The 23,648-nt window shown below is 68.0% G+C and carries 25 protein-coding genes and 1 tRNA gene; 17 read left to right on the forward strand and 9 right to left on the reverse strand.

Annotated elements, in window-relative coordinates; genetic code table 11:
- Positions 1-72: 72 nt before the first annotated feature.
- The 9 genes from VMT40_RS10810 (at position 73) to VMT40_RS10850 (ending at position 6,781) form a co-directional block, all read left to right on the forward strand.
- Positions 73-1,311 (forward strand): DUF445 domain-containing protein, encoded by a 1,239-nt coding sequence (locus tag VMT40_RS10810; protein ID WP_326357843.1) that lies wholly within the window; start codon positions 73-75, stop codon positions 1,309-1,311.
- Between the two features lie 217 nt (positions 1,312-1,528).
- Positions 1,529-2,950 carry a short-chain fatty acyl-CoA regulator family protein gene (locus tag VMT40_RS10815; RefSeq protein WP_326308969.1) on the forward strand — a complete coding sequence of 474 codons (1,422 nt, stop codon included), beginning with the start codon at positions 1,529-1,531 and terminating at the stop codon, positions 2,948-2,950.
- Between the two features lie 185 nt (positions 2,951-3,135).
- A complete protein-coding gene (locus VMT40_RS10820; protein ID WP_326357844.1) occupies positions 3,136-3,528 on the forward strand; it encodes a hypothetical protein in 393 nt (130 codons plus the stop codon).
- Positions 3,518-4,351, forward strand: a complete 834-nt coding sequence (locus VMT40_RS10825; RefSeq protein WP_326357845.1) for a hypothetical protein — start codon at positions 3,518-3,520, stop codon at positions 4,349-4,351. The genes VMT40_RS10820 and VMT40_RS10825 overlap by 11 nt, the downstream gene beginning before the upstream one ends.
- Before the next feature lie 53 nt (positions 4,352-4,404).
- Positions 4,405-4,800 carry a roadblock/LC7 domain-containing protein gene (locus VMT40_RS10830; RefSeq protein ID WP_326357846.1) on the forward strand — a complete coding sequence of 132 codons (396 nt, stop codon included), beginning with the start codon at positions 4,405-4,407 and terminating at the stop codon, positions 4,798-4,800.
- Positions 4,801-4,811: 11 nt separating this feature from the next.
- Positions 4,812-5,183 (forward strand): hypothetical protein, encoded by a 372-nt coding sequence (locus tag VMT40_RS10835; protein WP_326357847.1) that lies wholly within the window; start codon positions 4,812-4,814, stop codon positions 5,181-5,183.
- Positions 5,184-5,373: 190 nt separating this feature from the next.
- Positions 5,374-5,449: transfer RNA gene (locus tag VMT40_RS10840), tRNA-Glu, on the forward strand.
- Positions 5,450-5,566: 117 nt separating this feature from the next.
- Positions 5,567-6,271, forward strand: coding sequence for a GAF and ANTAR domain-containing protein (locus tag VMT40_RS10845; RefSeq protein WP_326357848.1), 705 nt, complete (start codon positions 5,567-5,569; stop codon positions 6,269-6,271).
- Between the two features lie 288 nt (positions 6,272-6,559).
- On the forward strand, positions 6,560-6,781 hold the full coding sequence (locus tag VMT40_RS10850; protein ID WP_326308975.1) for a DUF397 domain-containing protein: 222 nt from the start codon (positions 6,560-6,562) through the stop codon (positions 6,779-6,781).
- Here the strand turns inward: VMT40_RS10850 and VMT40_RS10855 are convergent.
- Entirely contained in the window at positions 6,778-7,350 is a 573-nt protein-coding gene (locus VMT40_RS10855) for a TIGR03086 family metal-binding protein (protein ID WP_326357849.1), read from the reverse strand. The genes VMT40_RS10850 and VMT40_RS10855 overlap by 4 nt on opposite strands.
- An 84-nt stretch (positions 7,351-7,434) precedes the next feature.
- On the opposite strand from VMT40_RS10855, the gene VMT40_RS10860 reads away from it, so the two are divergent.
- Complete coding sequence (locus tag VMT40_RS10860; protein WP_326357850.1) at positions 7,435-7,839, forward strand: winged helix-turn-helix transcriptional regulator; 405 nt, start codon at positions 7,435-7,437, stop codon at positions 7,837-7,839.
- An 11-nt stretch (positions 7,840-7,850) separates the two neighbouring features.
- A complete protein-coding gene (locus VMT40_RS10865; RefSeq protein WP_326357851.1) occupies positions 7,851-8,627 on the forward strand; it encodes a hypothetical protein in 777 nt (258 codons plus the stop codon).
- 15 nt (positions 8,628-8,642) lie between these two features.
- Here the strand turns inward: VMT40_RS10865 and recG are convergent, their stop codons facing one another.
- Positions 8,643-10,910, reverse strand: a complete 2,268-nt coding sequence (recG, locus tag VMT40_RS10870) for an ATP-dependent DNA helicase RecG (RefSeq protein WP_326357852.1) — start codon at positions 10,908-10,910, stop codon at positions 8,643-8,645.
- Positions 10,911-10,935: 25 nt separating this feature from the next.
- Positions 10,936-12,879, reverse strand: a complete 1,944-nt coding sequence (locus VMT40_RS10875) for a DAK2 domain-containing protein (protein ID WP_442789948.1) — start codon at positions 12,877-12,879, stop codon at positions 10,936-10,938.
- A gap of 222 nt (positions 12,880-13,101) precedes the next feature.
- Here VMT40_RS10875 and rpmB point away from each other — a divergent pair, with 222 nt between their 5' ends.
- Positions 13,102-13,293, forward strand: a complete 192-nt coding sequence (rpmB, locus tag VMT40_RS10880; protein WP_011210730.1) for a 50S ribosomal protein L28 — start codon at positions 13,102-13,104, stop codon at positions 13,291-13,293.
- Positions 13,294-13,378: 85 nt separating this feature from the next.
- Positions 13,379-13,903 carry a GNAT family N-acetyltransferase gene (locus tag VMT40_RS10885; protein WP_326357854.1) on the forward strand — a complete coding sequence of 175 codons (525 nt, stop codon included), beginning with the start codon at positions 13,379-13,381 and terminating at the stop codon, positions 13,901-13,903.
- Here VMT40_RS10885 and VMT40_RS10890 read toward each other — a convergent pair.
- From VMT40_RS10890 to VMT40_RS10900, 3 genes are read right to left on the reverse strand one after another with little or no spacing between them, the layout of a single operon-like run.
- Positions 13,900-14,160 (reverse strand): hypothetical protein, encoded by a 261-nt coding sequence (locus tag VMT40_RS10890; protein WP_120737407.1) that lies wholly within the window; start codon positions 14,158-14,160, stop codon positions 13,900-13,902. The two genes, VMT40_RS10885 and VMT40_RS10890, sit on opposite strands and share 4 nt — an antisense overlap.
- Before the next feature lie 35 nt (positions 14,161-14,195).
- Entirely contained in the window at positions 14,196-14,873 is a 678-nt protein-coding gene (locus tag VMT40_RS10895) for a uracil-DNA glycosylase (RefSeq protein ID WP_326308982.1), read from the reverse strand.
- Positions 14,874-14,920: 47 nt separating this feature from the next.
- Positions 14,921-16,084: a thiamine-phosphate kinase gene (locus tag VMT40_RS10900; RefSeq protein ID WP_326357855.1), complete on the reverse strand. Its 1,164-nt coding sequence runs from the start codon at positions 16,082-16,084 to the stop codon at positions 14,921-14,923.
- Between VMT40_RS10900 and VMT40_RS10905 the strand changes: the two genes are divergently transcribed.
- The gene (locus tag VMT40_RS10905; RefSeq protein ID WP_326357856.1) at positions 16,071-16,778 is read left to right on the forward strand and encodes a DUF3515 domain-containing protein; all 708 of its coding nucleotides are present in this window, start codon (positions 16,071-16,073) and stop codon (positions 16,776-16,778) included. The two genes, VMT40_RS10900 and VMT40_RS10905, sit on opposite strands and share 14 nt — an antisense overlap.
- Before the next feature lie 37 nt (positions 16,779-16,815).
- Here VMT40_RS10905 and VMT40_RS10910 read toward each other — a convergent pair whose 3' ends face one another.
- The 3 genes from VMT40_RS10910 to VMT40_RS10920 form a co-directional block, all read right to left on the reverse strand.
- The gene (locus VMT40_RS10910) at positions 16,816-17,100 is read right to left on the reverse strand and encodes a DUF6191 domain-containing protein (RefSeq protein WP_326357857.1); all 285 of its coding nucleotides are present in this window, start codon (positions 17,098-17,100) and stop codon (positions 16,816-16,818) included.
- Between the two features lie 75 nt (positions 17,101-17,175).
- Entirely contained in the window at positions 17,176-18,273 is a 1,098-nt protein-coding gene (locus VMT40_RS10915; RefSeq protein ID WP_326357858.1) for a D-alanine--D-alanine ligase family protein, read from the reverse strand.
- Positions 18,274-18,360: 87 nt separating this feature from the next.
- On the reverse strand, positions 18,361-19,356 hold the full coding sequence (locus tag VMT40_RS10920; protein WP_326357859.1) for an NAD(P)H-dependent glycerol-3-phosphate dehydrogenase: 996 nt from the start codon (positions 19,354-19,356) through the stop codon (positions 18,361-18,363).
- A 133-nt stretch (positions 19,357-19,489) separates the two neighbouring features.
- On the opposite strand from VMT40_RS10920, the gene cofC reads away from it, so the two are divergent.
- The 3 genes from cofC to VMT40_RS10935 all read left to right on the forward strand — a co-directional run bounded on the left by cofC (position 19,490) and on the right by VMT40_RS10935 (position 23,444).
- A complete protein-coding gene (gene cofC / locus VMT40_RS10925) occupies positions 19,490-20,209 on the forward strand; it encodes a 2-phospho-L-lactate guanylyltransferase (protein ID WP_326358574.1) in 720 nt (239 codons plus the stop codon).
- A gap of 62 nt (positions 20,210-20,271) precedes the next feature.
- Entirely contained in the window at positions 20,272-22,488 is a 2,217-nt protein-coding gene (locus tag VMT40_RS10930) for an RNA degradosome polyphosphate kinase (protein ID WP_326357860.1), read from the forward strand.
- Positions 22,485-23,444 (forward strand): NUDIX hydrolase, encoded by a 960-nt coding sequence (locus VMT40_RS10935; protein ID WP_326357861.1) that lies wholly within the window; start codon positions 22,485-22,487, stop codon positions 23,442-23,444. Before VMT40_RS10930 ends, VMT40_RS10935 begins: the two co-directional genes overlap by 4 nt.
- Positions 23,445-23,648 lie beyond the last annotated feature (204 nt).

Here is a 23,648-nt window from a genome sequence, read left to right on the forward strand (position 1 = left end):
CTGAGCCGCGATACGAATAACCGTATCGCTGGATACGGATAATCGCACCGAGGAGTAGGCCGTGGCAACCATGTGGATACAGGGGCCGAACCGGTCGTGATCGCGGATTTCGCCGACCACTGGCTGCTCTACTGTTCCATTCCCGTCGTCGCCGCACTCATCGGCTGGATCACCAAGATCGTCGCGGTGCGGATGCTCATGTACCCGCTCGAATTCAAGGGCATCCCACCGTGGTTGGGCTGGCAGGGCGTTATCCCCCGCTCCGCGCCGCGCATGGCGACCATCGCGGTGGATCTCATGTTCGGCAAGCTCATCGATCCGCAGGACATCATCGCCCGCATCGATATCGCCGAATTGACCACGCGCCTGCGCGAACCCCTCGATGCCGGAGTCGATCACATGGTGCGCGCCATGATGCTGAAGCATCAGCCGCGGCTCTGGGTGAACATGCCCGAGGCCGCGCAGCGCGCCATTATCGAACGGGCGCAACGGGATCTGCCGCAGCTCATCGAGGACATCGTCTACGACCTGCGCACCAATCTCGATCAGGTGATGGACCTGCGCGGCATGGCCATCAGCGCGCTGGTGGACGACAAGTCGCTGCTGGTGGAGATGGTGCGCCGGGTGGGGCGCAATGAGCTGCGCTTCATCGTGCGGTCCGGTCTGATTTTCGGCACGGTGCTCGGCGTCGTCCAGATGCTGACCTGGGCGCTCACCCATTCCCCTTGGCTCATGCCCGCTTTCGGCGGTTTCACCGGTTTGGTGACGGACTGGCTGGCGCTGCAAATGATCTTCCGGCCGATCCGCCCGGTCGGTATCGGACCGTTCACCTGGCACGGCCTCTTCCACAAGCGCCGCGAGCAGGTCTGCACCGACTACGGCGACCTCATCGCCACCGAGATCCTCACCCCCGCACGCATTCTCGAGGCCGTCCTCCATGGCGAACGTGCCGACCGGTTGGCCTCGATCCTGAGCCATCACGTCGGTGAGTTCCTGGAACTCCAGACCGGCCCAGCCCGGCCGCTCGTGCTCATGGTCGCGGGCGAGAGCCTCACCGCCATCGAACGCGACGCCGTCACCTTCGTGCTCGATCACGTGAAGGCCGCCGCGCACTCCGGCTTCGACCAGCACGCCATCGAGGCACTCGATGTCCGAAACCTGGTGATCGAGAAGACCAAGCAACTGTCCGACGACGAATACGAGGGTCTGCTGCGCCCGGCGTTCAAACAGGACGAGTGGAAGCTGGTCGCCATTGGCGCGGTGCTCGGGTTTCTGGTCGGCGAACTCCAGGTTCACCTGATTTTGGGGTGAGCCCGCGGATTTCGGCCCACATTCCGAACCTCGTTCCACCGCGGTGGCGTCGGTGGGGTCGTACGATGGGGACTCGCGCGCAAAACCGCCGGTAGCACTGAATTCGCATGCTACGCAGCACTGTCGTTCCGATGAAGTGCCACGCAGGGTCCGTGAAGTTGCGGCGAGTCTCCTCAAATTGCGATGTTTGCGAAGCCGAATCGGTACCATCCTGCACGTGCGCAAGATGTATGCGGGGGCCCGACTACGGCGGTTGCGCGAGGAACGGCGGATGACCCAGGCGGCCTTGGCCAAATCCCTGGACCTGTCCCCCAGCTACCTCAACCAACTCGAGCGTGATCAGCGACCGCTCACGATTCCCGTGCTGCTGAAACTGAATTCCACCTTCGACCTGGACGTGCAGTTCTTCGCCGCGGACTCCGACGCTCGCCTGGTGTCGGATCTGCACGAGATCCTGGTGGAGGCCGCGGGCGGCAATGCCGCGCCGGTGGCCGAGGTCGAGGATCTGGCCACCCGGATGCCCGAGGTCGCGAAAATCGTTGTGGCCATGCACCGCCGACTACGCGCGGCGACCGACCAGTTGGATCTTTTGTCCTCCAAGGTGGCCACCCCCACCGGCGCGCCCGGCGTGCCCATGCCCTACGAGGACGTGCGCGACTTCTTCTACGATCACCACAATCACATCGCCCAACTGGATCTCGCGGCGGAGCGGCTGTTCGACGAGAGCGGGCTCACCATCGGCTCGCTGGACCGGCAGCTGGCGCGGGTGGCCGAGGAACGCGCCGGGGTCACCGTCCTGGTGCGCGGCGACGGGGCCGACCCGACCATTCCCAAGCGTCACTACGAACCCGAGACCCGCACCCTGACCCTGGCCCGGCGGCTGCGCCCCGGCCAGCGCGCCTTCCAGATCGCCACCACCCTCGCGTTCCTGCTGCACGGCGCGCTGCTCGACGAGGTCCTCGACGAAACCCCCTCGCTCACCGACGAATCCCGCACCCTGGCCCGGATCGGACTGGCCAACTACTTCGCGGGCGCGCTCATCCTGCCCTACAGCAAGTTCCTGCGCTCGGCCGAGGAACTGCACTACGACATCGACCTGCTGGGCCTGCGCTTCGAGGTCGGCTTCGAGACCGTCTGCCATCGGCTCAGCACCCTGCAGCGGCAGGGGCAGCGCGGCGTGCCGTTCTTCCTGATCCGCACCGACCGCGCGGGCAATATCTCGAAACGCCAGTCCGCCACCGCCTTCCACTTCTCCCGGGTGGGCGGCAGCTGCCCGCTGTGGGTGGTGCACGAGGCATTCAACCATCCCGGTCGCATGCTCACCCAGGTCGCGGCCATGCCCGACGGGCGGCGCTACCTGTGGGTGGCGCGCACCACCCCGCCGGTGCCGTCCGGATTCGGCACGGCCGGTAAGGAATTCGCCATCGGGCTGGGCTGCGATATCGAATACGCCGACCGGTTGGTGTATTCGCGGGGCCTGGAACTCGACGATCCCGCGGCGGCGGTGCCCATCGGCGCGGGCTGCAAGGTGTGCGAGCGGCCCAACTGCGCCCAGCGCGCCTTCCCGCAGATCGGGCGGCCGCTGGCGATCACCGAGCACACCAGCTCGGATCTGCCGTATCCGCGCATGCCCCGGTAATTTTCCCCCTATCGCGAGGAAACATGGTGGGATAAAGGACAATTCCCCCATCCAAATTGGATATCCGTTGCGCCGCACCGGAACAAATACCAAAAGGTATTGACCGGCATTCGCCACACATCACGAGCACATCATGTGTAGCGTCTGGATTCGCTCGAAGTCTCTCGACGACAAGCGGTGGCGCGGTGATCGGTATTGACGGATGCCTCGAACGCATCATGGATATTCCCGGCGCTCGCAGCGTCACCCTCGTGGACGGCGCGAGCGGGCTGGCCATCGCGGCGGCCGGGCGGCACGACGTGCTCGATCAGCACGAAGACGCCGCCGCCGCAACCGATGTCGTGCGCGCGGTGCTCACCTCACCGGCCCTGGCCACCGGCACGCCCGGCGATGACATCACCGAGATCATCGTGTGCGGCACCCGGGGATATCACCTGCTGAATGTGATCGACGGCGATTTCGAAGCGCGGCTTTTCGTGCACATCCTCTTCGACGGCGGCACCGGCAATCTCGCCATGGCGCGATACCATCTGCGATCAATTCTCGCCGAATTCGCCGAGGACGATCATGGACGGTGACCTCGTCCTCGAACTACGGCGGCTCGAACGGCAATGCCGTACCGGCGTACTCACCGTGGGCGACGGCGCGTTTCATTTCGTGGAGGGCGCGATCGTGGCCGCCGAATGCGCGCGCACCACGACGCTGGACCGCATGGTGGTGGCGTCCGGAGTGGCCACCACCGAGCAATGGCGGCGCGCCCGCGGCGGCGGCGAAGACCGACTGCTGGAGCGCCCACGGGTGGAAACCCTTGCGCTGCTGTCGGTCTTCGACGCCGCCTACGTCCTGTCGGCCGCGCCGATGCCGCTGGCATTCCACGACGGACCGCCGCACCGGCTCGCCCGCGCCTGCCGCATCACGCCCGGCGCGCTCATCCACGAATGCGCGCGGCGCGGCGACCCGCACGCCGGATCCTGGCCCGTCGAACTGGTCGACCGGGCCCCGGTGATGCCGGTGCGGCGGGTGCGGCGGCGCCGGGTCGTGCTCACCGGCGGCCACGCCGAGGTGCTCGCCGCCGTCGACGCCCGGCGCAGCATTACCGGCATCGCCGAGGATCTGGGCCGCACCACCTACGGCTGCCTGCTCGCGGTGCGCGAACTCACCGCGGCCGGACTGATCGAACCACCGGTCACGGTGGCCCTCGCCGATCCGATCCGGACCGCGCCCACCCCGACCGCGCCCACCCCGGCGGCACCCGTATCGACCGGTACCGCAACCGATTCCGTGCCACCGCTGCGCCGCCGGGCCCGGCACGCCGCGGCCGTCGACCTCCCGGACCACTGGGAGCCACCCGACCGGGACGTGCTCATTCGCCTGCGGGCGGCCTTGGAGGAACTCGCGTGACCGCACGGAGAAGGCGGCTCGGTGAATTCATAGGAAGGTTGACCAACGTGGCGATGTCCGGCCCAGAACCGAACACGCAGGTACTCATGGAGCTGAAGGCGCTGCGGGACCGGGTGCCGCAACTGACCGGAACACTGGTGGCCTCCACCGACGGATTGCTCATCGCACACGATCTGCCCGCCCATATCGAGCCCGCGGGCATGGCGGCCCTGACCGCCGCGCAACTCTCGCTCTCGCACCGGCTCGCCGTCACCGCGCACGGCGGCGGCTTCCACGAGGTGGTGGTGCACGGCGAGAGCGGGGACGTGGTGATCTACGCCGTCGGCTGGACCGCCTCGCTGACCGTACTGGCCGGTCCCGGCGCGAATATCGGGCGGCTGCACCTGGAATCGCGGCCCACCGCCCGCGCCATCGCCGAACAGCTGACCCCCAGTGATAACCCCGATTGAAAGGAAAACCCATGTCCAACATGGATATCGCGCTGAAGGACATGATGGTGATCGACGGCGCGCTCGGCGCGGCCGTGGTCGACTACAACAGCGGCATGGCGCTCGGCATGCTTGGCAGCTCCAAGGCGCTCGACCTGCAGATCGCCGCCGCGGGCAATACCGAGGTGGTGCGCGCCAAGATGCGCACCATCGACCAGCTGGGCATCAAAGAGGACATCGAGGACATCCTCATCACCCTCACCAACCAGTACCACGTCATCCGACCCATGACCGATCGCAAATCCAAGGGACTGTTCCTCTACCTCGCCCTGGACCGCAACCGCGCCAACCTCGCCATGGCCCGCCACCGCCTCAAGGGGATCGAAGAGGGTCTCGAGGTGTAGGCCCTCCCGATAATTCGGTGGCGGCGGCCGTGCGGCGAAGTTAGCGTTGACCCCGACCCCCCGACGACGAAAGGACCGGCAGTGCATCATCATTCGACCGCCGCGCCGTCGTCGCACGCCTTCCGAGAACCGGAAGAGCCCTAGCCACCTCGCCGCGGCCACACGGCCCGGGGGCTATCACTACAGCCCAGGCGCAGTTGCTCTGCTGGCACGGGCAGCCTGATTTTCACTCAGGACCCACGTCGGTTCGATTCCGACCTGCGTCACTCCCCGACACCACCACCGCATACGGCTGCGCGGACAATCCGTCGCCGCTCGTTCAAGTCCGGCCGGGCTGGGTATGCACGGATTAGCCCCTGTCAGACAACGTTGAGGAGCCAGCGGTGTCCTACGACAGCTCAGCCCTGATCGCGTCCCTGGTGCGGTTCGCGCGCCTGCTGATGACGGAATACGAGCCCGATGAGGCGCTCGACGAGCTCGTCGCGGCCGAGACCGAGGTGCTGGGGCTGTCCGGCGTCGGGGTTGCCATGCCCTCGCACGGGCGAATGCACATGGTGAAATCGTCGGGCGAGCGGGTGTTGGCGGCCGAGCGCTGTCAGGAACTGCGTCAGCAGGGGCCGTGTGTCGACGCGCATCGCAGCGGCGAGGTGGTCGCGGTCGGGAACATCGCCCACCTGTCCATGCGCTGGCCGCAGTACGCCGAGACGGTGCGCCGAGCCCGGATCGCCGCGGTGGCCGGAATCCCTATGCGGTTGCGCGACAACCCGATCGGCGCGATCGACCTGTACGGCGAACAGGCCGGGAACTGGTCCGAACCCGACCTCGAGGTGGCGCAGATGCTGGCGGATACGGCCGTCGGCTACGTCGTCAATGCGGATAGACGCCAACGGCAACACCGGTTGACCGAACAGTTGCAGGCGGCATTGGAGTCCCGGGTAATCATCGAACAGGCCAAAGGGGTGCTCGCCAACGCCTACGGAATCACCCCCGACGAGGCATTCGCCCTGATCCGCCGACATGCGCGCACCAGCCAGCTGCGGTTGCAGGCCGTCGCGCGTGCGATTGTCGAATCGGGTCTTCGCGTGTGAATCCTCATGACGGGTCACCGGTTTGCCGCGATACCGGGCACGCGCTCAGCATCGAGCCGGTAGTGTGATCGGCGTCGAACACCGTGTCCCGGTGTAGCCAAACGCCGGACGCATCTGTTCCGCCCAAGCCCCCGGTGGATCGCTCGACGCGATCACGCCTGCAAGGGGGCGCGTTGCTCACATTCACTCAGCCGATGCCTGACGGCGTAGTCCCGCATCGTGGACCCGTCCGGCTGTTTTCCCTTGCCTCGAGTCCGGACCAACCGATGAAAGGAAGGACGACCGATCATGATCACCAAGGCAGATCTGCCTGCTGGACTCTCCCTGCGGACGAGCACCGCCAGTGGCCCCAACGGCAGCTGCGTCCAGGTCGGCTACTGGCCGGGCCGGGGCATCGTGGTGGCTCATAGCAAGGAGGGCACCAATGGCGCGGTCCTACTGTTCACCCACCGCGAATGGGAGGCCTTCATCAAGGGAGTGAAGGCCGACGAGTTCCCCGCCGTCGGCTAGCCGAGCGGACGCCAGGACGCGTCACGTCCGGTGAGTGCGAGCAAACGCCGTTGCGGCCCAGCGCTTTCCGGCACCGCCACCCGCGAACCGAACTTCCCGGTCGCGGCCAGGCCGGGCGCGAGCCGCTCGAAAACCGGCAGCAGAAACGCCACGACATCCGCATCCAGGGTGTCGTCGGCCCCGATGGCCCGCGCCAAATCCCAGGTGTGCATGGCCAAATCGGCCGCGATGATGTGGGCGAGATCCCGCCCCGACGCCTCGCCGCCGAACGGTGAGGGTGCCCGCGACTCGAGCGCACCCGGCACCACCAGCCCCGAACGCACCTGATCGCGGGCGGCCGACCACGCGGAAACGGTGTCCTTCCCGCCGTTTTCGATCGGCCGCCCGTGCAGGACCGACGCCAGCCGCAGATGGTTGCCGGTCACATGCTCGACCAGTCCGCGCACATCCCAGTCGGTGCACGGGGTGGCGTGCCCCCACTGCTCGAATTCGACCGCGCCGAGCCGGGTTTCGAATCCCCGCACGGCCCGAGCATGCAGCTCACCCACATCCACGTCTTCCGCCTCCACTGCGTCACCGAGTCACTTGCATATTGCAATCCACACCTTGACAGGCATACTTGCAAAAGACAAGACGCTACCCGGGAGGAACTTGTGGACGACGGCACCGGACGGATCGAACCGATCGACCCGCTGCGCTCCCCGTGTCCGGTCGCGGCCACCCTCGACGTCCTCGGCGACCGCTGGACCATGCTGGTGATTCGCGACATGTTCGCCGGAAAGCGGCGCTACACAGAGTTTCTCGCGTCCCCCGAGCGCATCACCACCAATATCCTGGCCGACCGCCTGCGCCGCCTGGAACGCGTCGGGATCGTCTATACCGCGACGTACCAGGACAATCCGCCCCGCCGCGAATACCTCCTGACCGACTCCGGCAAGCAACTGCGCCCCGTCCTCGCCGCCCTGGCCCGGTGGGGAACCGCCCACATCCCTGGAACGGTCGACACCGCGACCGCACTCACCACCCTGCGACAGACGCGGGACGCCGAGACGGGCTAGGTTCGGAGGCTGTGGCAGTCGAATACCGAGTCGGGGACATCCTCGAAGTGTCCTGTCCCTTCACCGCGACGCGGGTGACGGCGCTGACGGACGACCAGGTCTTCGTCGAATGGCCTTGGTGGGCACCGGATCCAGACGCCACCGGTGCCCCTTGGAACGGCGAGGTCGCCCTGGCCACCGGCCCCGACACACCGGGCTGGCACCGCGAACTCTTCCGAACCCGCCCCACCCCATCCGACCTCACCCCCGAGTCGGACTGCCGAATCGGAATCCCGCCAACCATCGTGCGCGTACTCGAAGTCCACCGCCACGACCCACCCCGCGAAACCGGCCGACTCCCCCGCCCCCGCCGAGAAATCACCTGCCTCCCCGTCGACCAACCCCCCGACTCCCCCGAACCCACCACCTTCGACCCCGACGACGGCATCCCCCGCACCATCGAATTACGCTTCCGCCCCTACGCATTCCTAGAACCCGGCGACCAACTCGCCGACGCCAAAGCCCGAACCTGGCGCTTCGACTCCCCCTGGGACTGGCACCCCCTCGACGGTCAGCCGGGCGACACACCCACCTGGCCCCTCATGCTCCTCACCCGCCACGGCAGCGGCGACGACGATGCCGCCGCGGTCGACGTGGTCGAGTCCACCTGCACCGGCTCTCATGAGGAAGAACTCGCCCAATGGAATGCCCTTGCAGGGCTGGAAGACTCCGCCGAACCCGAGGACGTCTATCCGCCCGAGGACCTCAGCGCGCCACAGGATCTCGACCCTTCCGAGTACATGGACTGACCGCACCCATCCCCGTCAGGATTTCGCCAGGTATTCGAGGCGTTCGCCGTCGACGGCGGCGCGCATCATGCTGGCCAGGCCGGGGTGGTTTTTCAGGCCGGGGTCGGATTCGACTATTTCGCGGGCTACTTGTTGGGCGGCGGTGATGACTTCGAGGTCGTCTAGGAGGGAGAGGAGGCGGAGGCTGCGGGCGGTGCCGGATTGGGCGGAGCCGAGGACGTCGCCCTCGCGGCGTTGGCGGAGGTCGAGGACGGCGAGTTCGAAACCGTCGGTGGTGGCCGCGACCGCCTCGAGGCGGGCCATGGCCGTACCGACCGGATTGGTTTCGGTAATGAGCAGGCACAGGCCCGCGTGTTTGCCTCGGCCCACGCGACCGCGCAGCTGGTGAAGTTGGCTGACGCCGAAACGGTCCGCGTCGACAATGACCATGACGGTGGCATTGGGGACGTCGACACCGACCTCGACCACCGTGGTGCACACCAGGACATCGATCTCGGCGTCATTGAAGGCCCGCATGACGCGGTCCTTCTCGTCGGCGGGCAGGCGGCCGTGCAGCAGCCCCACCCGGAGATCCTTCAGGGGACCGGCGCGCAGCATCTCGTACATGTCCACCGCCGAATGCGTGGTAGGCGCTTCCTTCTCCTCGGCTTTCCCCTTGCGCCCCTTGGCCTTTCCGTTCTCCTCCTCGTCACCGATGCGCGAGCACACCACGTACGCCTGACGCCCCGCCGCCACCTCCTCCCGAATGCGCTCCCACGCCCGATCCACCCACGACGGTTTCACCTTGGCGGGAACGACTTTCGACGTGATCGGGGAGCGCCCACGCGGAAGCTGGGTCAGCACGGAGGTTTCCAGATCACCGAGCGTGGTCATGGCGATGGTGCGCGGAATCGGGGTGGCGGTCATGACCAGCAGGTGCGGGCTCGCACCGTCCTTGGCCTTGGCGCGCAAGGCATCTCGCTGTTCGACACCGAAGCGGTGCTGCTCGTCGACCACCACCATGCCGAGGTCGAAGAACTCCACATTGTCCTGAATCAGGGCGTGCGTGCCGATCACCAGACCCGCCTCGCCGGTGACGGCGTCCAGCAGGGCGGCCTTCTTCTGACCCGCCGACATGGAACCGGTCACCAGCACCACCTTGGTGGCGTTCTCGTCCGCACCCAGCTCCCCGGCCGTGCCGAGATCGCCGAGCATCGTCGTCAACGACCGATAGTGCTGCGCGGCAAGCACTTCCGTCGGCGCGAGCAGCGCGCACTGCTGACCGTTGTCCACCACCTGCAGCATGGCGTGCAGGGCCACGATGGTCTTACCCGAACCCACCTCGCCCTGCAGCAGCCGATGCATGGGATGGGTGCGCGACAGATCCGCCGAGATCTCGTCGATGACCGCGCGCTGCCCCTCGGTGAGCTCGAAGGGCAGCCGCTTGTCGAAGGCCGCGGCAATGCCGTCGGTGCGCGGCGGGCACGGCCGCGCGGTGCGGCCCTCCACCTGATGGCGACGCTCGGCCAACACCAGCTGCAAGGCCATGGCCTCGTCGAAACGCAAACGGCCCCGGGCGGCTTCGATATCGGCCTTGCGCTCGGGTAGGTGGATCAGGCGCAGCGCGTCCGACACCGGCAGCAGGGAATGCTCGGCACACAGGGCTTCCGGCAGCGGTTCCTCGAGCGGGTCGAGCTGATCCAGCACCTGCCGCACACAGCGCAGGATCGTCCAGCTCTGCACCTTCGCGGTAGAGGGATAGACCGGGATGAACTCGCGCTCGAAGAACGACATGTCGATGCCGCCCGGACCCTTAGCGCTCTGCGCCAGACCGCGCAGCGCGCCGCCGCCGTGCACCGAGGTGAGATTCTCGACCGAGCCCTCACCCTTCTCGGGCAGGATCAGATAGTCCGGGTGGGAGAGGTTCCACTGTTTGTCCCGCCAGTAGTGCACGGTGCCCGACATCATCGCCCGCGCACCCTCTTTCACGAGGTGCCGCACCTTGTCGCCATTGAAGAAGGTGATGTCCACCGGCTTCGCGCCACCGGCGTCCAGGCTCACCTTGAGTAGACTGCCGCGCCGGTTCTTCATGGGCCGCAGGTCGGTCTTGGTGATCCGCCCGATCACCGTGAGGTGCGCGCCCTCCTCGGGCTCCTCCTCGGTGAGCGGCTGCCCCTGCGTGGCGTAGCGCAGCGGATAGTGCCGCAGCAGATCCTCCACGGTCTGCATGTCGAAACTCTCCTGCAGCGACTCGGCCGCCTTCACCCCGAGCACATGATCCAGCCGATCGGCCAGCGTAGCCATTCAGTTCACCCCGATCCGCACGGTTCTATTCCACCCCGATCTGCACCACGTCCCCCGCCTGCCCACCGGGATACACCACCACCTCGACACCCGGGAACCCGGCGGCCACGTGCGCCGCCAGCTCCTCCGAAAGCCCTTCCGGCGCATCGCATCCGATGAGCATGGTCACCAATTCCCCACCCAGGCCCAGCATTCGGTCCAACAGCGTGCGCCCCGCCGCCCGCACATCCGAATCGATCACGACCACATCGTGTCCGACCAGCCCGAGCCCATCCCCCGCCTCGCACATTCCCACCATGGTCAAGGCCCGCTCCGGCGCGACCCGCACCGCGCCCCAACGGGTTCCGGCCGCCGCCTCCGACATGGCGAACGCATCATCCGCCGCCACCCGCCCCGCATCATGCATCGACAGCGCCGCCAACCCCTGCACCATCGACCCGCACGGCAGCATCAACACCTCCCGCTGCCCATCCCGGGCCGCCACACTGACCGCCACCAATTCGTGTGCGGGCAGCGCCCCGTTCGGCAACACCAGCACCTCTCGATGCGGCACTCCACGAATGGCTTCCAGCAGGACCTCCGAGGTCACTTCGCCCTCCAGGACGGTGGCGCCCGCGTCCTCGAAAAGCCGCACCGCACCCGCACCGGAGGCCACCGCCAGAATCGCGCGATCGGCCGCCCCGCCGTGCGCATCCCCGGACACGGTCAACGTCTCGATCCGAATCCCGCTCAGCCCACCCGCGACCAACCCGGCCTCCACGGCCGCCCCGGCGTCCGCGCAATGCACGTGCGCCGACCAGGTCTCCGCCCCATCGCCGACAACGACCACCGAATCCCCCAGCGCGGCAAGCCGATCCCGCAGCGCATCGATACGACGCGCATCCGTACCCCGCACGAGGAACATCACCTCGTACTGCGGCACGCCGACGCCGGATACCCCCGTCACGACCGAATTCGCGTCCACCACAGCCGGTTCCGAAACCGCCGTGCCTGCGATACCGGCACGCGCGACCACGCCGACATCGTCCATGCCGAGCCTGCCACCTTCCCCCGTCATGGGTGCTTCGGCAGCAGGAGCCGGAGCGTCGGAGCCGCCCGCCGAAGTCCGCCCCGCTGTCCCGTTCGGCGTCGTCCGTCGCCGCTCCGGCGCATCACGCCGGTAGATCGGCCGCGCGGGCGCGCTTCCGCCAGCGATGGCGACCAGTTCGTCGAGCAGCACCAGCAACCCGCGTGCCCCGGCATCCACCACCCCGGCCTCGCGCAGCACGCCCAATTGTGCGGGCGTCTCCCCCAAGGCTTTGGCCGCGCCGTCGGCCGCCGCCTGCGCGACCGCCACAAGATTCCGCTCGGCGCAATCGGCCGCCCGTTCGGCCGCCCGATCCAGCACCGTGAGCATGGTGCCCTCGACCGGAGAACTCAACGCCTCCCGCACGAGCCGAGCGGCCTGCCGCAAGGCGACCCGCAGCGACTGCTCGGTCAACGGCCCCTCCGCCACCGCCTCCGCGATGCCCCGCAGCACCTGCGACAGAATGATCCCCGAATTCCCCCGCGCGCCCACGGTCGCGGCCTGCGCCATGGCGGCCGCTACCTCGTGGGCGGGAGGCGCGCCGCCGAGGTCACCCCGGTCCGCGGCCGTGTTCACCCCGGCCGAATCGCCGACCTGAATGACCTTTGCATCGGCGGGCTCGGTGATCTGCGCCACCGCGTCCTCCGCCCCGCGCACCGCGGCGCGCATGGTGGCGAGCAGGTTCGTGCCCGTGTCGGAGTCCGGCACGGGGAAGACATTGAGGGCGTTGATCTCGTCCCGATGGAGTTCCAGGGCGGCGAGGGCCGAGCGACCCCAGCTCAGCAGGGCAGTACCGTCGAGAGCGTCACCTACCCCGGGCACCGTCACCGTCCTTCCGCACACGTCATGGAATCCCTGCGCCAGCCTAGTCGGGGCAACCGACACCACGCTGTCACCTGGCATTCGTACGGTGCATACGCGACGGGTGCCGGGGACCCAATTGGACACGCCCGGGCGCGGTTGGCTACTCTTGTGCGGTTGCCTCACGCAGGCACGGTCCTGCCCTCTCAGGTATCGGCCCGCGTTGACCAGCGATTAGCTGGTAGGTACGTCCAAGACATAAGCTTTCGGACACGCTGTGCACCGTGCAGCGCGTCCCACTATGACATGAAGGAGCTCGCGACTATGGCTGCCGTCTGTGACGTCTGCGCCAAGGGCCCCGGCTTCGGTAAGTCGGTTTCGCACTCGCACCGGCGCACCAACCGTCGCTGGAACCCGAACATCCAGACCGTGCGCGCCCAGGTTGCCCCGGGCAACACCCGCCGCATGAATGTCTGCACCTCCTGCCTGAAGGCGGGCAAGGTCGTTCGCGGCTGATAGCTTTTCGTCGAAGGCCCCGGCACCCAGAATTGGGTGAGCCGGGGCTTTTGTCGTTCCCGGACCGAGCACTTCAGGGGTGGGCATGAGTCGGTGGCAGGTGGTTCCGCTCGCGCCCGAGCATGTCCACGGCATGGCCGAATGCCATATCGCCTGCTGGCGTGAGGCCTACCGGGATCTGGTGCCGCGGCACCTGCTGGACGCCTTCGATGTCGGGCAGCGCGCGGCGGCCTGGGAACGCATCCGGATCAAATATCCGGGACAGGTCCACGTCGCCCTGATCGACGAGACCGTGGTGGGATTCGCGGCGGGCGGTCCGTCGAGCGAGGAGAACTCGCCCACGCCACGGGAACTCAATGCGATGTATGTGCGAGCCGCCTACTACGGCACCGGCATCGCCCACGATTTGATGGCCGCGGTGCTCTCCGACGAGGCCGACACCTCGCTGTGGGTCTTCGAGGAGAACCCGCGCGCACAGGCCTTCTACAAGAAGTACGGCTTCGAACTCGACGGGGCACGCCGAGTCGAAGCCTTCACTCCCGCAATCCAAGTGCGGATGGTGCGCCGGGTCCCCGACGGGCTGGAAAAACCACCCGGCGCTGATCCCTAGGCCGCGCCGTTGAGGCAATCCACCTGCTGGCTGATCGACTGCACCACGCACGCCAGGCGCGAGGTCACATTCGACGACAGTCCGCTCACACTGTTGGTGTCGAACAGGCTGCCCACGGGCTGAACCGTCTGGTGCGTGGTGTCGGGGGTGTAGTTCTCCAGCGGCAGGCCCTCGGCATTGGCCACGGCCGGGGCCGCGGCCAGCGCCGCACCGGCGGCCAGCGCAACGAAAACACCACGGGCAGTCTTGTTCTGCATACACATGCTCCTGAATCAGGTCATCGGGGTTCGCACTACGGCAGACGCCAGTCCACCGGCGCGGCACCTAATGTACCCAGCAATTCGTTGGTTCGGGAGAATGGGCGAGAACCGAAGAATCCTCGCGAAGCCGACAGCGGTGAGGGATGGGCGGATTCGATGTAGGGCGTATTGCCCAGCATCGGCTTCAGGGTTGAGGCGTCGCGGCCCCACAGAATCGCCACCAGCGGCTGATCCCGGGCAACGAGCGCGCGAATTGCCTGCTCGGTCACCGCTTCCCAGCCCTTGCCGCGATGCGAGGCAGGCTGGCCCGGCTGCACCGTCAGCACTCGGTTGAGCATGAGCACGCCCTGATCGCACCACGGCGACAGATCGCCATTGGACGGCATGGGCAGGCCGAGATCCTTGGTCAGCTCCGAATAGATATTGGACAAACTGCGCGGAATGGGCGAAACATCCGGGGCCACCGAGAAACTCAGCCCCACCGGATGCCCCGGCGTCGGATACGGATCCTGGCCCACGATGAGCACCCGGACCTTGTCGAACGGCCGCTGGAAGGCCCGCAGCACATGCTCCCCCTTGGGGAGATAGCCACGCCCCTCGGCGTTTTCGTTGCGCAGGAACTCGCCCATCGCGGCAATGCGGTCGGCCACCGGTTCGAGGGCCTCGGCCCAGCCCGTATCGATGACTTCCGACAGTGGTTTCGCACCCATGTCGGGAAAACTTATCGTGTCGAGTTTCATCGCGTAAGCGGCCCCGTCTAAGAGAAGGATTCCCAACCGCCGAGTCCGGTTCGGGGGGTGCCGTCGACCGTCACGCCGGAGCCTGGGCGAACCTGTCCGATGCGGACCCAGCCCTCGGGCAAATCGCCCGAATCGGCGAAAGTCGCTGCGAACGCGTGGTCTTCGCCGCCCGCCAGAATCCAGTCAAGGGGGTTGACGCCCAGGGCCTTGCCGACCGCCTCCAATTCGGGGGCGGCCAGGGTCGCGGTGTCCAGATCGATGGCCACGCCGGAGGATTCGGCGATATGTCCGAGATCGGCGAGCAAACCGTCACTGACATCGGTGAGCGCGGTGATCTCGGCGGTGTCGGGCAGATCCAGCACGGCGTGGTACGGCGGCTGCGGAACCCGATGCGCGGCAACCACATCCGCGAATTCCTCGACCAGCTCCCCGGCGTGCGGGTCATCGGCCCCGGCGTACGCGTGATCGGCCCCGGCGGAGAGCACCGCCAGGCCCGCACCCGACCAGCCCAGCTTCCCGGCCACGGCCACCACGTCACCCGGCCGCGCACCCGACAGCCGGATCGGAGCCCGGCGCGGATCCCCGAACGCCGTCACCGAGATGATCAGCATCGGGCTGCGGACCATATCGCCCCCGGCAATGGACGCCCCGGCCCGACCGGCCTCGGCCCACATGCCGTCCGCCAGTTCGCGCACGAACTCCACCGGCGTCTCCGACGGGCACCCGAGCCCGACCACGAACCCGCTCGGCACCGCGCCCATGGCCACCACGTCCGCGGCGTTCTGCGCGATCGCCTTGCGTCCGATGTCCATGGGACTTGACCAATCGGTGCGGAAGTGCCGGTCCTGCACCAGCATGTCGGTGGTCACCACGAACCGCCCCTCGGGCGCGGCGATCACCGCGGCATCGTCACCGGGCCCGAGCAGCACGCCCGGGGTGTGCGTACGACCCGCGTTCACCAGCGCGATGAGCCCGAATTCCCCGAGCTCACCGACCGTGCGCGCGGGCTGGACCGCCGCAGCGCCTGGGGAGACCTCCGCAGCGCCCGGGGAAACCTGCGGAGCGCCCGGGGAATCGGCCTGCGGCCTGTTGCTGGCGGTGATGGCGGTCTCCTTCGCGGTGAGTGTGATGCGGGCGGCTGACCGCTCGACGGTACCCTCGATGCCGATGAGCAACGACACCCGCGGCAGCGAGCCCGAGACCAAGCCGGAAAGCACCGACGCAGAGCTCGCCGATACGAAGCTCGCCGACACCGAGGCCACCGAGCCCGCCGATGCCGACAACGCCACCGGCGCTGAAAAGGCCGAGTCGGACGCCGCGGACTCGGACGACTTCGGCGTCCGCCGCTCCCCCGCCCTCATCGCCACCGCGGTCGCGCTGCCCGTCGCGCTGGTGGTCGGCGTGCTGGTCATGGGTGTGCTCGCCAACCGGCATCACAGCCGGGATCCGCTGGCGCTGGGCGCGGTTCCGGCGCCCGCCGCCTCCAGCCCGGAGTGCTCGGCGCTCCTGCCCGCGCTGCCCGGCACGATCGGCGACTACACCACCTCCGAGCTGATGCAGCCCGCTCCGCCCGCGACCAAGGCGTGGCAGCTGCCCGACGGCGGCGACCCGATCGTGGTGCGCTGTGGCCTGGATCGCCCGCAGGAATTCACCAAGGCCTCGCCGCTGCAGGTCGTGAACGGCGTCAACTGGTTCGAGGTGCGTGATCAGACCAGCGGTGTCACCTCCGGCACCTGGTGGGCGGTCGACCGCGGGACCTATATCGCGCTGACCCAGCCCGACAATGCCGGAGCGACTCCGCTGCAAGAGGTTTCCGACGCCATCACCAAGGCGATCCCGGCCAAGCCGATCGACCCGAACCCGATTCCGAACTGACGCAAGATATATCCTGACGGACCCGTGCTCGGGCCTGTCAGAGCTTGCGCAGGGTGGCCTTCCCGGCGGTGAGATCGATGTCCACACCCTCGTCCCCGTCGCCGGGATTCTCCCGATGCATGAGCACCGAGTGCCGCTGCTCCATCTCGTGCCGCTTGGCCGAGTTGAACGCGGCGTCGAACTGCTCCAGCCCGATGGCCGCGGCCCTGCGGTTCTCCTCGTTGCGCATCCACGGCAGCGCGGTGCGCCCGGTCACCCGGCGATAGGCCACATCGGCGAAGGCCACCACGATGATCAGCAATGCCAGGCCGGGAATCGTCATAGCCACGATCACCTCATCGAGGCTACGCCCGGCCCGGACGCCTGCCGTCAGCCCGAAGGCTGATTCCCACCCGTCCTAGCGCAGGCCGGTGCCGCGGGCGAGCGCCGTCTCGATGAGGGTGCTCACCAGGGTTCGATTGTCGATCCCGGTGGCCTCCCACATGCGCGGGTACATGGAGATCGAGGTGAAGCCGGGCATGGTGTTGATCTCGTTGATGACCGGGCCGTCGGCGGTCACGAAGAAGTCGACGCGGGCCAGCCCCTGGCAGTCCAGCGCCCGGAAGGCACGTACCGCGAGCTCCCGAATCTCTTGGGACACATCGTCGTCCAGCTTGGCGGGGACGTCGAACTCGCACACGTCGTCGAGGTACTTGGTGTCGAAGTCGTAGAAATCGGGCGCGTCGCCGTTGTCCTCGGGCATCCGAATCTCCGCCACCACACTGGCTTCCACCCGGCCGTCCGGGAATTCCAGTACGCCGCACTCGACTTCGCGGCCCACGATCCCGGCCTCCACGATCACCTTCGGATCGTGTTCGCGCGCAACGGCGATGGCGGCGTCGAGATCGTCCCACCGGTCCACCTTGGTGATTCCGATGGAGGACCCGCCGCGGGCGGGCTTCACGAACACCGGCAGCCCCAGGCGCTCGCGGTCGGCCTCGGCCACCGTCGCCACGCCCGGTCGCAGCACCACCTGCACGCCGATCGGAAGTCCCTCGGCCGCAAGGAGTTTCTTGGTGAACTCCTTGTCCATTCCGGCCGCACTGGCCAGCACACCCGGACCGACATAGGGCAGCTCGGCCAGCTCCAGCAGACCCTGCAGCGTCCCGTCCTCGCCGAACGCGCCGTGCAGCACCGGGAACACCACGTCCACGCTGCCCAGCACGTCGGCCTTGCTGTCGAGGGGCACCAGCGCGCCCGCGCGGGAGGGGTCGGCGGCCAGGACCAGCGCCGTGCCGGATTCGTCGACCGTGGGTAGCGCGCGGTCGCGCGCGGTGAGCGCGCGAGGATCGGCGTCGCCGAGCACCCAGGTGCCCTCGCGCGTGATCCCGATCGGAACCGCCTCGTACCGTTCGGGATCGAGGCTCGCCAGCACGGTGCGTGCCGAAACACACGACACCCCGTGCTCGTTGCTGCGGCCGCCGAACACCACCGCCACCCTGGTCCTGTTGGTCATGCCCCGAACCCTATCCGGTCGATTGTGGCGGCAGTGTTACGCGGTCGTCCCGCCCCGCGACGGACTCGCCCCGTACCGCGCGGTAGCTCATTCCGATTTGAGGCGGCGGCCCTGCAGCTGTCCGACCGCCTCGGCGGCCGACATGCCCTCGTGGCACACCTGGTGCACGGCATTGGTCAGCGGCATCTCCACGCCGTGCGCGGCGGCCAGCGCCCGCACCGATGTGCAGGACTTCACACCCTCGACGACCTGGCCATGAGTCGCCTCGAGCGCGGTCTCCATGGATCCGCCCGCGCCCAGCGCGTGCCCGAAGGAGCGATTGCGCGACAGCGGCGAGGTGCAGGTGGCCACCAGATCACCCACGCCCGCCAGCCCCGCGAAGGTGACCGGCTCCGCGCCCACCGCCACACCGAGCCGGATGATCTCGGCCAGCCCGCGGGTGATGAGGGTGGCAATCGAGTTGTCGCCCAATCCCATTCCCGAGGCGATGCCGCAGGCCAGCGCGATGACGTTCTTGCAGGCCCCGCCGATCTCGCAGCCGATCACGTCGGAATTGGTGTACGGCCGGAAATAGCCGGTGGCGCAAGCGTGCTGGACGGCCTCGGCCCGCGCCACGTCCGAGCAGGCGACCACGGTCGCGGCGGGCTGGCCCGCGGCGATCTCGTGCGAGAGATTCGGCCCCGACAGCACGGCCACCCGACTCGGATCCGCGCCGGAGACCTCCGCGATGACCTGGCTCATCCGCAGCAGCGTTCCGGTCTCGATGCCCTTGGCCAGGCTCAGCAGCGTGGCGTCGGCGGGAATCAGATCTTTCCAGGCCGCGAGATTCGCGCGCAGCGACTGCGAGGGCACGGCCAGCACCACGATGTCGGCGCCGTCGAGCGCGATCGCGGGATCATCGGTGGCACCCATGGGCGGCAGCGCGACATCCGGCAGATACCACGGATTTCGACGCTCGGTGGCCAAGACCTTCGCCACCTCCGGTCGCCGAGCCCACATGGTGGTCTCGGTTCCAGCCTCTGCCAATACCTTCGCGAACGCGGTCCCCCATGACCCCGCTCCCAACACCGCTGCCCTAGCCATGGGCCCAATATAAGCGGGTGTGAAGAGAGCCACGCCGCGTGTCGCACCTCCCGGAATCCGAAGCCGCTCACACGGTCGTCATCTTGGAGTGGGAGGATTCGGGCATGCGCACGGCCGGAGCGAAGCGGAGGGCATAGTGGACACAGCCGTGCACGCGGTCATCGCGGTCAAGAGTCTCGAACTCGCCAAATCCCGGCTCTCCACCGGGCTGCCCGCCGAACACCGGCCGCGGCTGGTGCTGGCCATGCTCGCCGACACCGTGACCGCGGCGGTCGCGACGCGCGCCATCGCATCGGTGACCGTGGTGACGCCGGATCCGATGGTCTCCGAGCTGGTCCGCGGGCTGGGCGCGCACGTGCATCCCGAACCCGAGGTCAGTGCGCCGCACACCAGCGGGCTCAACGCCGCCCTGGCCGCGGGCGCGGCCGCGATCCGGCATCGGCACGGTCCCGTCGATCTGCTTGCCCTGCAAGCGGATCTGCCCGCGCTGCGCTGCGCCGAACTCTCCGACATGCTCGCGAGCACCGGGCATCGCCGCTCGGTGGTCGCCGATCACGAGGGCAGCGGCACCGTCGCACTGCTGGTGCGCGGCGACCGTAACAATTCACCGCGTGCGGCGCTCAACCCGCTTTTCGGTCCGGACTCCGCCCGCCGCCACATCGCCGACGGCGCGGTGGAGCTGCTGGGCGACTGGCCCGGACTGCGGCAGGACGTGGACACCGCCGCGGACCTGGAGCGCGCCGCCGCGCTCGGGGTGGGGAAGGCCACCGGCGCGCTCCTGCGTGAAATCGGCGTGTCGCAGGCGTGTCGAGCAACCGAAGATATGCACCGAGTCCGATCTTCACTGTGCTGACGCCGCGTGATCTGCGCTGCAATGGACGGTGTCAGGTCGGCACCCCACCCGCGACATAAGGAATGATCGTGAGAGTGAGCGATACGGATACCGTCAAGCAATCGCCGCTACTACCGGCGGCACCGCCCGCGGCAACCCCTCCGCCCACCGCCGTCACGCCGCTCCCGGCGGACCGGTATGTCAACCGGGAACTCAGCTGGCTCGATTTCAACGCGCGCGTGCTGGCCCTCGCCGAGGACCATTCTCAGCCACTTCTCGAGCGCGCCAAATTCCTCGCCATTTTCTCCTCGAATCTGGACGAGTTCTACATGGTCCGCGTGGCGGGCCTGAAACGCCGCGCGGAAACCGGATTGTCGGTGCGTTCCGCCGACGGGCTGTCCCCCACCGAACAGCTCGAGATGATCGCCGTGCGCACCCAGGACCTCGCCGAGCGCCACGCCCGCGTCTTCCTCGACGACGTGCTGCCCGCCCTGACCGCCGAGGGCATCGCCATCATCCGCTGGGCCGACCTGGAGGACACCGAAAAGCAGCGCCTGTCCGGGTATTTCCAGGATCAGGTGTTCCCGGTCCTCACCCCGCTGGCCGTCGATCCGGCGCACCCGTTCCCCTACATCTCCGGCCTGAGTCTGAATCTCGCCGTGACGGTGAAGGATTCGGTCACCGGCGGCGAGCACTTCGCGCGAGTGAAGGTGCCTGACAACGTAGATCGATTCGTGCGGGTGCGCCGCGCCGCCGGGTCCACCGCCCCGAGCCGCGACGGCTCCGGCCGCGATTCCGCTGCGGGACAGAGCGGCTCCGTGGCCGCCTTCCTGCCCATGGAGGAGTTGATCGCCGCGCATCTCGATCAGCTGTTCCCGGGAATGGAAGTGGTGGAACAGCATTCGTTCCGGATCACCCGCAATGCGGACCTGGAGGTCGAGGAGGACCGCGACGAGGACCTGCTGCAGGCCCTCGAGCGCGAACTGGCGCGCCGCCGCTTCGGCTCTCCGGTGCGCCTGGAAGTCTCCGACGACATGACCGAGCACATGCTCGATCTGCTGCTGCGCGAACTGGATGTGGATCCGGCCGACGTCATCCAGGTGCCCGGCCTGCTCGACCTGTCGTGCCTGTGGCAGGTCTACGGCGTGGATCGACCCAATCTCAAGGACGCCCCCTACGTCCCGGCCACCCCGCCCGCCTTCGGCGAACGCGAAACGCCCCGAAACGTTTTCGCCGCCCTGCGCGAGGGCGACGTGCTGGTGCACCACCCCTACGACTCCTTCTCCACCAGCGTGCAGCGCTTCATCGAACAGGCCGCCGCCGACCCGCAGGTGCTGGCCATCAAGCAGACCCTGTACCGCACCTCCGGTGACTCGCCCATCGTCAACGCGCTCATCGACGCCGCCGAGGCGGGCAAGCAGGTGGTCGCGCTGGTCGAGATCAAGGCCCGCTTCGACGAGCAGGCCAATATCAAATGGGCTCGGGCACTGGAACAAGCGGGCGTGCACGTGGTCTACGGCCTGGTCGGGCTGAAGACGCACTGCAAGACCTGCCTGGTGGTGCGGCGCGAGGGTGCCACCATCCGTCGCTACTGCCACATCGGCACCGGCAATTACAACCCGAAGACCGCGCGCCTGTACGAGGACGTCGGATTGCTCACGGCCGCACCGGAGATCGGCGCGGATCTGACCGACCTGTTCAACTCCCTGACCGGGTACTCGCGAAAGGCCAACTACCGCAACCTGCTGGTCGCCCCCGTCGGGGTGCGCGCGGGCATCGTGGAACGCATCGAACGCGAGATCGAACTGGCGGGCCGGGGCGAAGCGGCGCGAATCCGGCTGAAGGCCAACGCCATCGTCGACGAACAGGTCATCGACGCGCTGTACCGGGCCTCGCAGGCGGGCGTGCCGGTGGAGATCGTGGTGCGCGGCATCTGCGGGCTGCGCCCCGGCGTACCCGGCCTGAGCGACAATATTGTCGTGCGCTCGATTCTCGGCCGCTACCTGGAACATTCGCGCATCCTGCACTTCCAGGCGCAGCACGAATACTGGATCGGCTCCGCCGACATGATGCATCGCAACCTCGACCGGCGCGTGGAAGTCCTGGCACAGGTCAAGGATCCGAAACTGGCCGAGCGCCTCGGCGCGATCTTCGACTCCGCCATGGATCCCGCCACCCGCTGCTGGGTACTCCGGCCGGACGGCAGCTGGCAGGCCCAGCCCGATCGCGAGGTCGCGGGCGAGGAGATTCGCGATCACCAGGAGTACCTCATGCGGCTGCGACGTCCGGATCGCCAGTGAGCCCGGCACAGTTCGACCCCACCGCCGATTTCGCCGACCCCCGCGTCGCCGCCAATATTCTCGCGGCGGGCGCGGTGCTGTGGCGGCCCGCCGCCGACGGCGGGCTCGAGATCGCGCTCGTGCACCGGCCCAAATACGACGACTGGTCGCTGCCCAAGGGCAAGCTGGATCCCGGTGAGACGCCGATGATCACGGCCGTGCGCGAGGTGGCCGAGGAAACCGGCCTGAATTCGCGTCTGGGGCGCTATCTGGGCCACGTGACCTATCCGGTCACCGGGCATCGAAGACTCAAGCGGGTGGACTACTGGGCCGCCCGAGTCCTCGACGGGGAGTTCGAATCCAATACCGAGGTCGACGAGTTGGACTGGCGCCGCCTCGACACCGTGATGGACGCCCTCTCCTACCCCATGGATCGCTCCATCGTCCGCAATTTCCTTCGCCAACCGGCGGATACCACGCATCTGCTGCTGGTGCGGCACGCCAAGGCCGGTCGTCGCGACCGCTACGCCGGTGACGACGACCAGCGCCCGCTCGAAAAGGCCGGTCGCACACAGGCTCGCGCGCTGGTGCCGAATCTGCTCGCCTTCGGCGCGGCCGAAATCGTCTCGGCCCCACCGGTCCGCTGTGTCCAAACCGTGACCCCGCTGGCGGAAAAGCTCGCCGTGGACGTGGACCTCGAGCCGCTGTTCTCCGAATCCGGTTACGCGGCAGCGCCCGACGCCGCCCGCAAACGCGCCCGCGACCTCGTCTCCGAGGACTCCGTGCGGGTGATCTGCAGTCAGGGCAAGGTGATTCCCGATCTCCTCGACTGGTGGGCCACCGAGGACGGAATCAGCCTGCCACCGGCGCGCAACCGCAAGGGCAGCGTCTGGGTGCTGAGTTTCCACCAGGGCCGCCTGGTCGCCGCCGACCACCTCGACCGCGCCCTCACCCCCACCGAGCTCCCCAAGCGCTGACCGGCGGCGGGCAGTGTCGGCCGCTGTCATTCGGACCGAGTGGCCGCCGTAAACCCTTGGAACGCCGCCGTACCGGCCCCTGGCCGGGCGAATCCCCCCGCAGACAAGGCGATTCCACCCCCGGCCGTATCCACCATCGGCCCACAGATATGCGAAACGGCCCGGCGATGCCGGGCCGTCTCACATGTCGTCCTGCTCGAAAAC

It is taken from the genome of Nocardia sp. CDC160 (assembly GCF_035818795.1).
Lineage (GTDB): Bacteria > Actinomycetota > Actinomycetes > Mycobacteriales > Mycobacteriaceae > Nocardia.

Bases quoted from the DNA above. Each gene is read 5' to 3' on its own strand.
- VMT40_RS10825 (WP_326357845.1), top strand. From the start codon at position 3,518: ATGGACGGTGACCTCGTCCTCGAACTACGGCGGCTCGAACGGCAATGC.
- VMT40_RS10830 (WP_326357846.1), top strand. From the start codon at position 4,405: ATGTCCGGCCCAGAACCGAACACGCAGGTACTCATGGAGCTGAAGGCG.
- VMT40_RS10835 (WP_326357847.1), top strand. From the start codon at position 4,812: ATGTCCAACATGGATATCGCGCTGAAGGACATGATGGTGATCGACGGC.
- VMT40_RS10850 (WP_326308975.1), top strand. From the start codon at position 6,560: ATGATCACCAAGGCAGATCTGCCTGCTGGACTCTCCCTGCGGACGAGC.
- recG (WP_326357852.1), bottom strand. From the start codon at position 10,910: ATGGCTACGCTGGCCGATCGGCTGGATCATGTGCTCGGGGTGAAGGCG.
- VMT40_RS10875 (WP_442789948.1), bottom strand. From the start codon at position 12,879: ATGCCAGGTGACAGCGTGGTGTCGGTTGCCCCGACTAGGCTGGCGCAG.
- rpmB (WP_011210730.1), top strand. From the start codon at position 13,102: ATGGCTGCCGTCTGTGACGTCTGCGCCAAGGGCCCCGGCTTCGGTAAG.
- VMT40_RS10885 (WP_326357854.1), top strand. From the start codon at position 13,379: ATGAGTCGGTGGCAGGTGGTTCCGCTCGCGCCCGAGCATGTCCACGGC.
- VMT40_RS10890 (WP_120737407.1), bottom strand. From the start codon at position 14,160: ATGCAGAACAAGACTGCCCGTGGTGTTTTCGTTGCGCTGGCCGCCGGT.
- VMT40_RS10895 (WP_326308982.1), bottom strand. From the start codon at position 14,873: ATGGGTGCGAAACCACTGTCGGAAGTCATCGATACGGGCTGGGCCGAG.
- VMT40_RS10905 (WP_326357856.1), top strand. From the start codon at position 16,071: ATGAGCAACGACACCCGCGGCAGCGAGCCCGAGACCAAGCCGGAAAGC.
- VMT40_RS10910 (WP_326357857.1), bottom strand. From the start codon at position 17,100: ATGACGATTCCCGGCCTGGCATTGCTGATCATCGTGGTGGCCTTCGCC.
- VMT40_RS10915 (WP_326357858.1), bottom strand. From the start codon at position 18,273: ATGACCAACAGGACCAGGGTGGCGGTGGTGTTCGGCGGCCGCAGCAAC.
- VMT40_RS10920 (WP_326357859.1), bottom strand. From the start codon at position 19,356: ATGGCTAGGGCAGCGGTGTTGGGAGCGGGGTCATGGGGGACCGCGTTC.
- VMT40_RS10930 (WP_326357860.1), top strand. From the start codon at position 20,272: ATGATCGTGAGAGTGAGCGATACGGATACCGTCAAGCAATCGCCGCTA.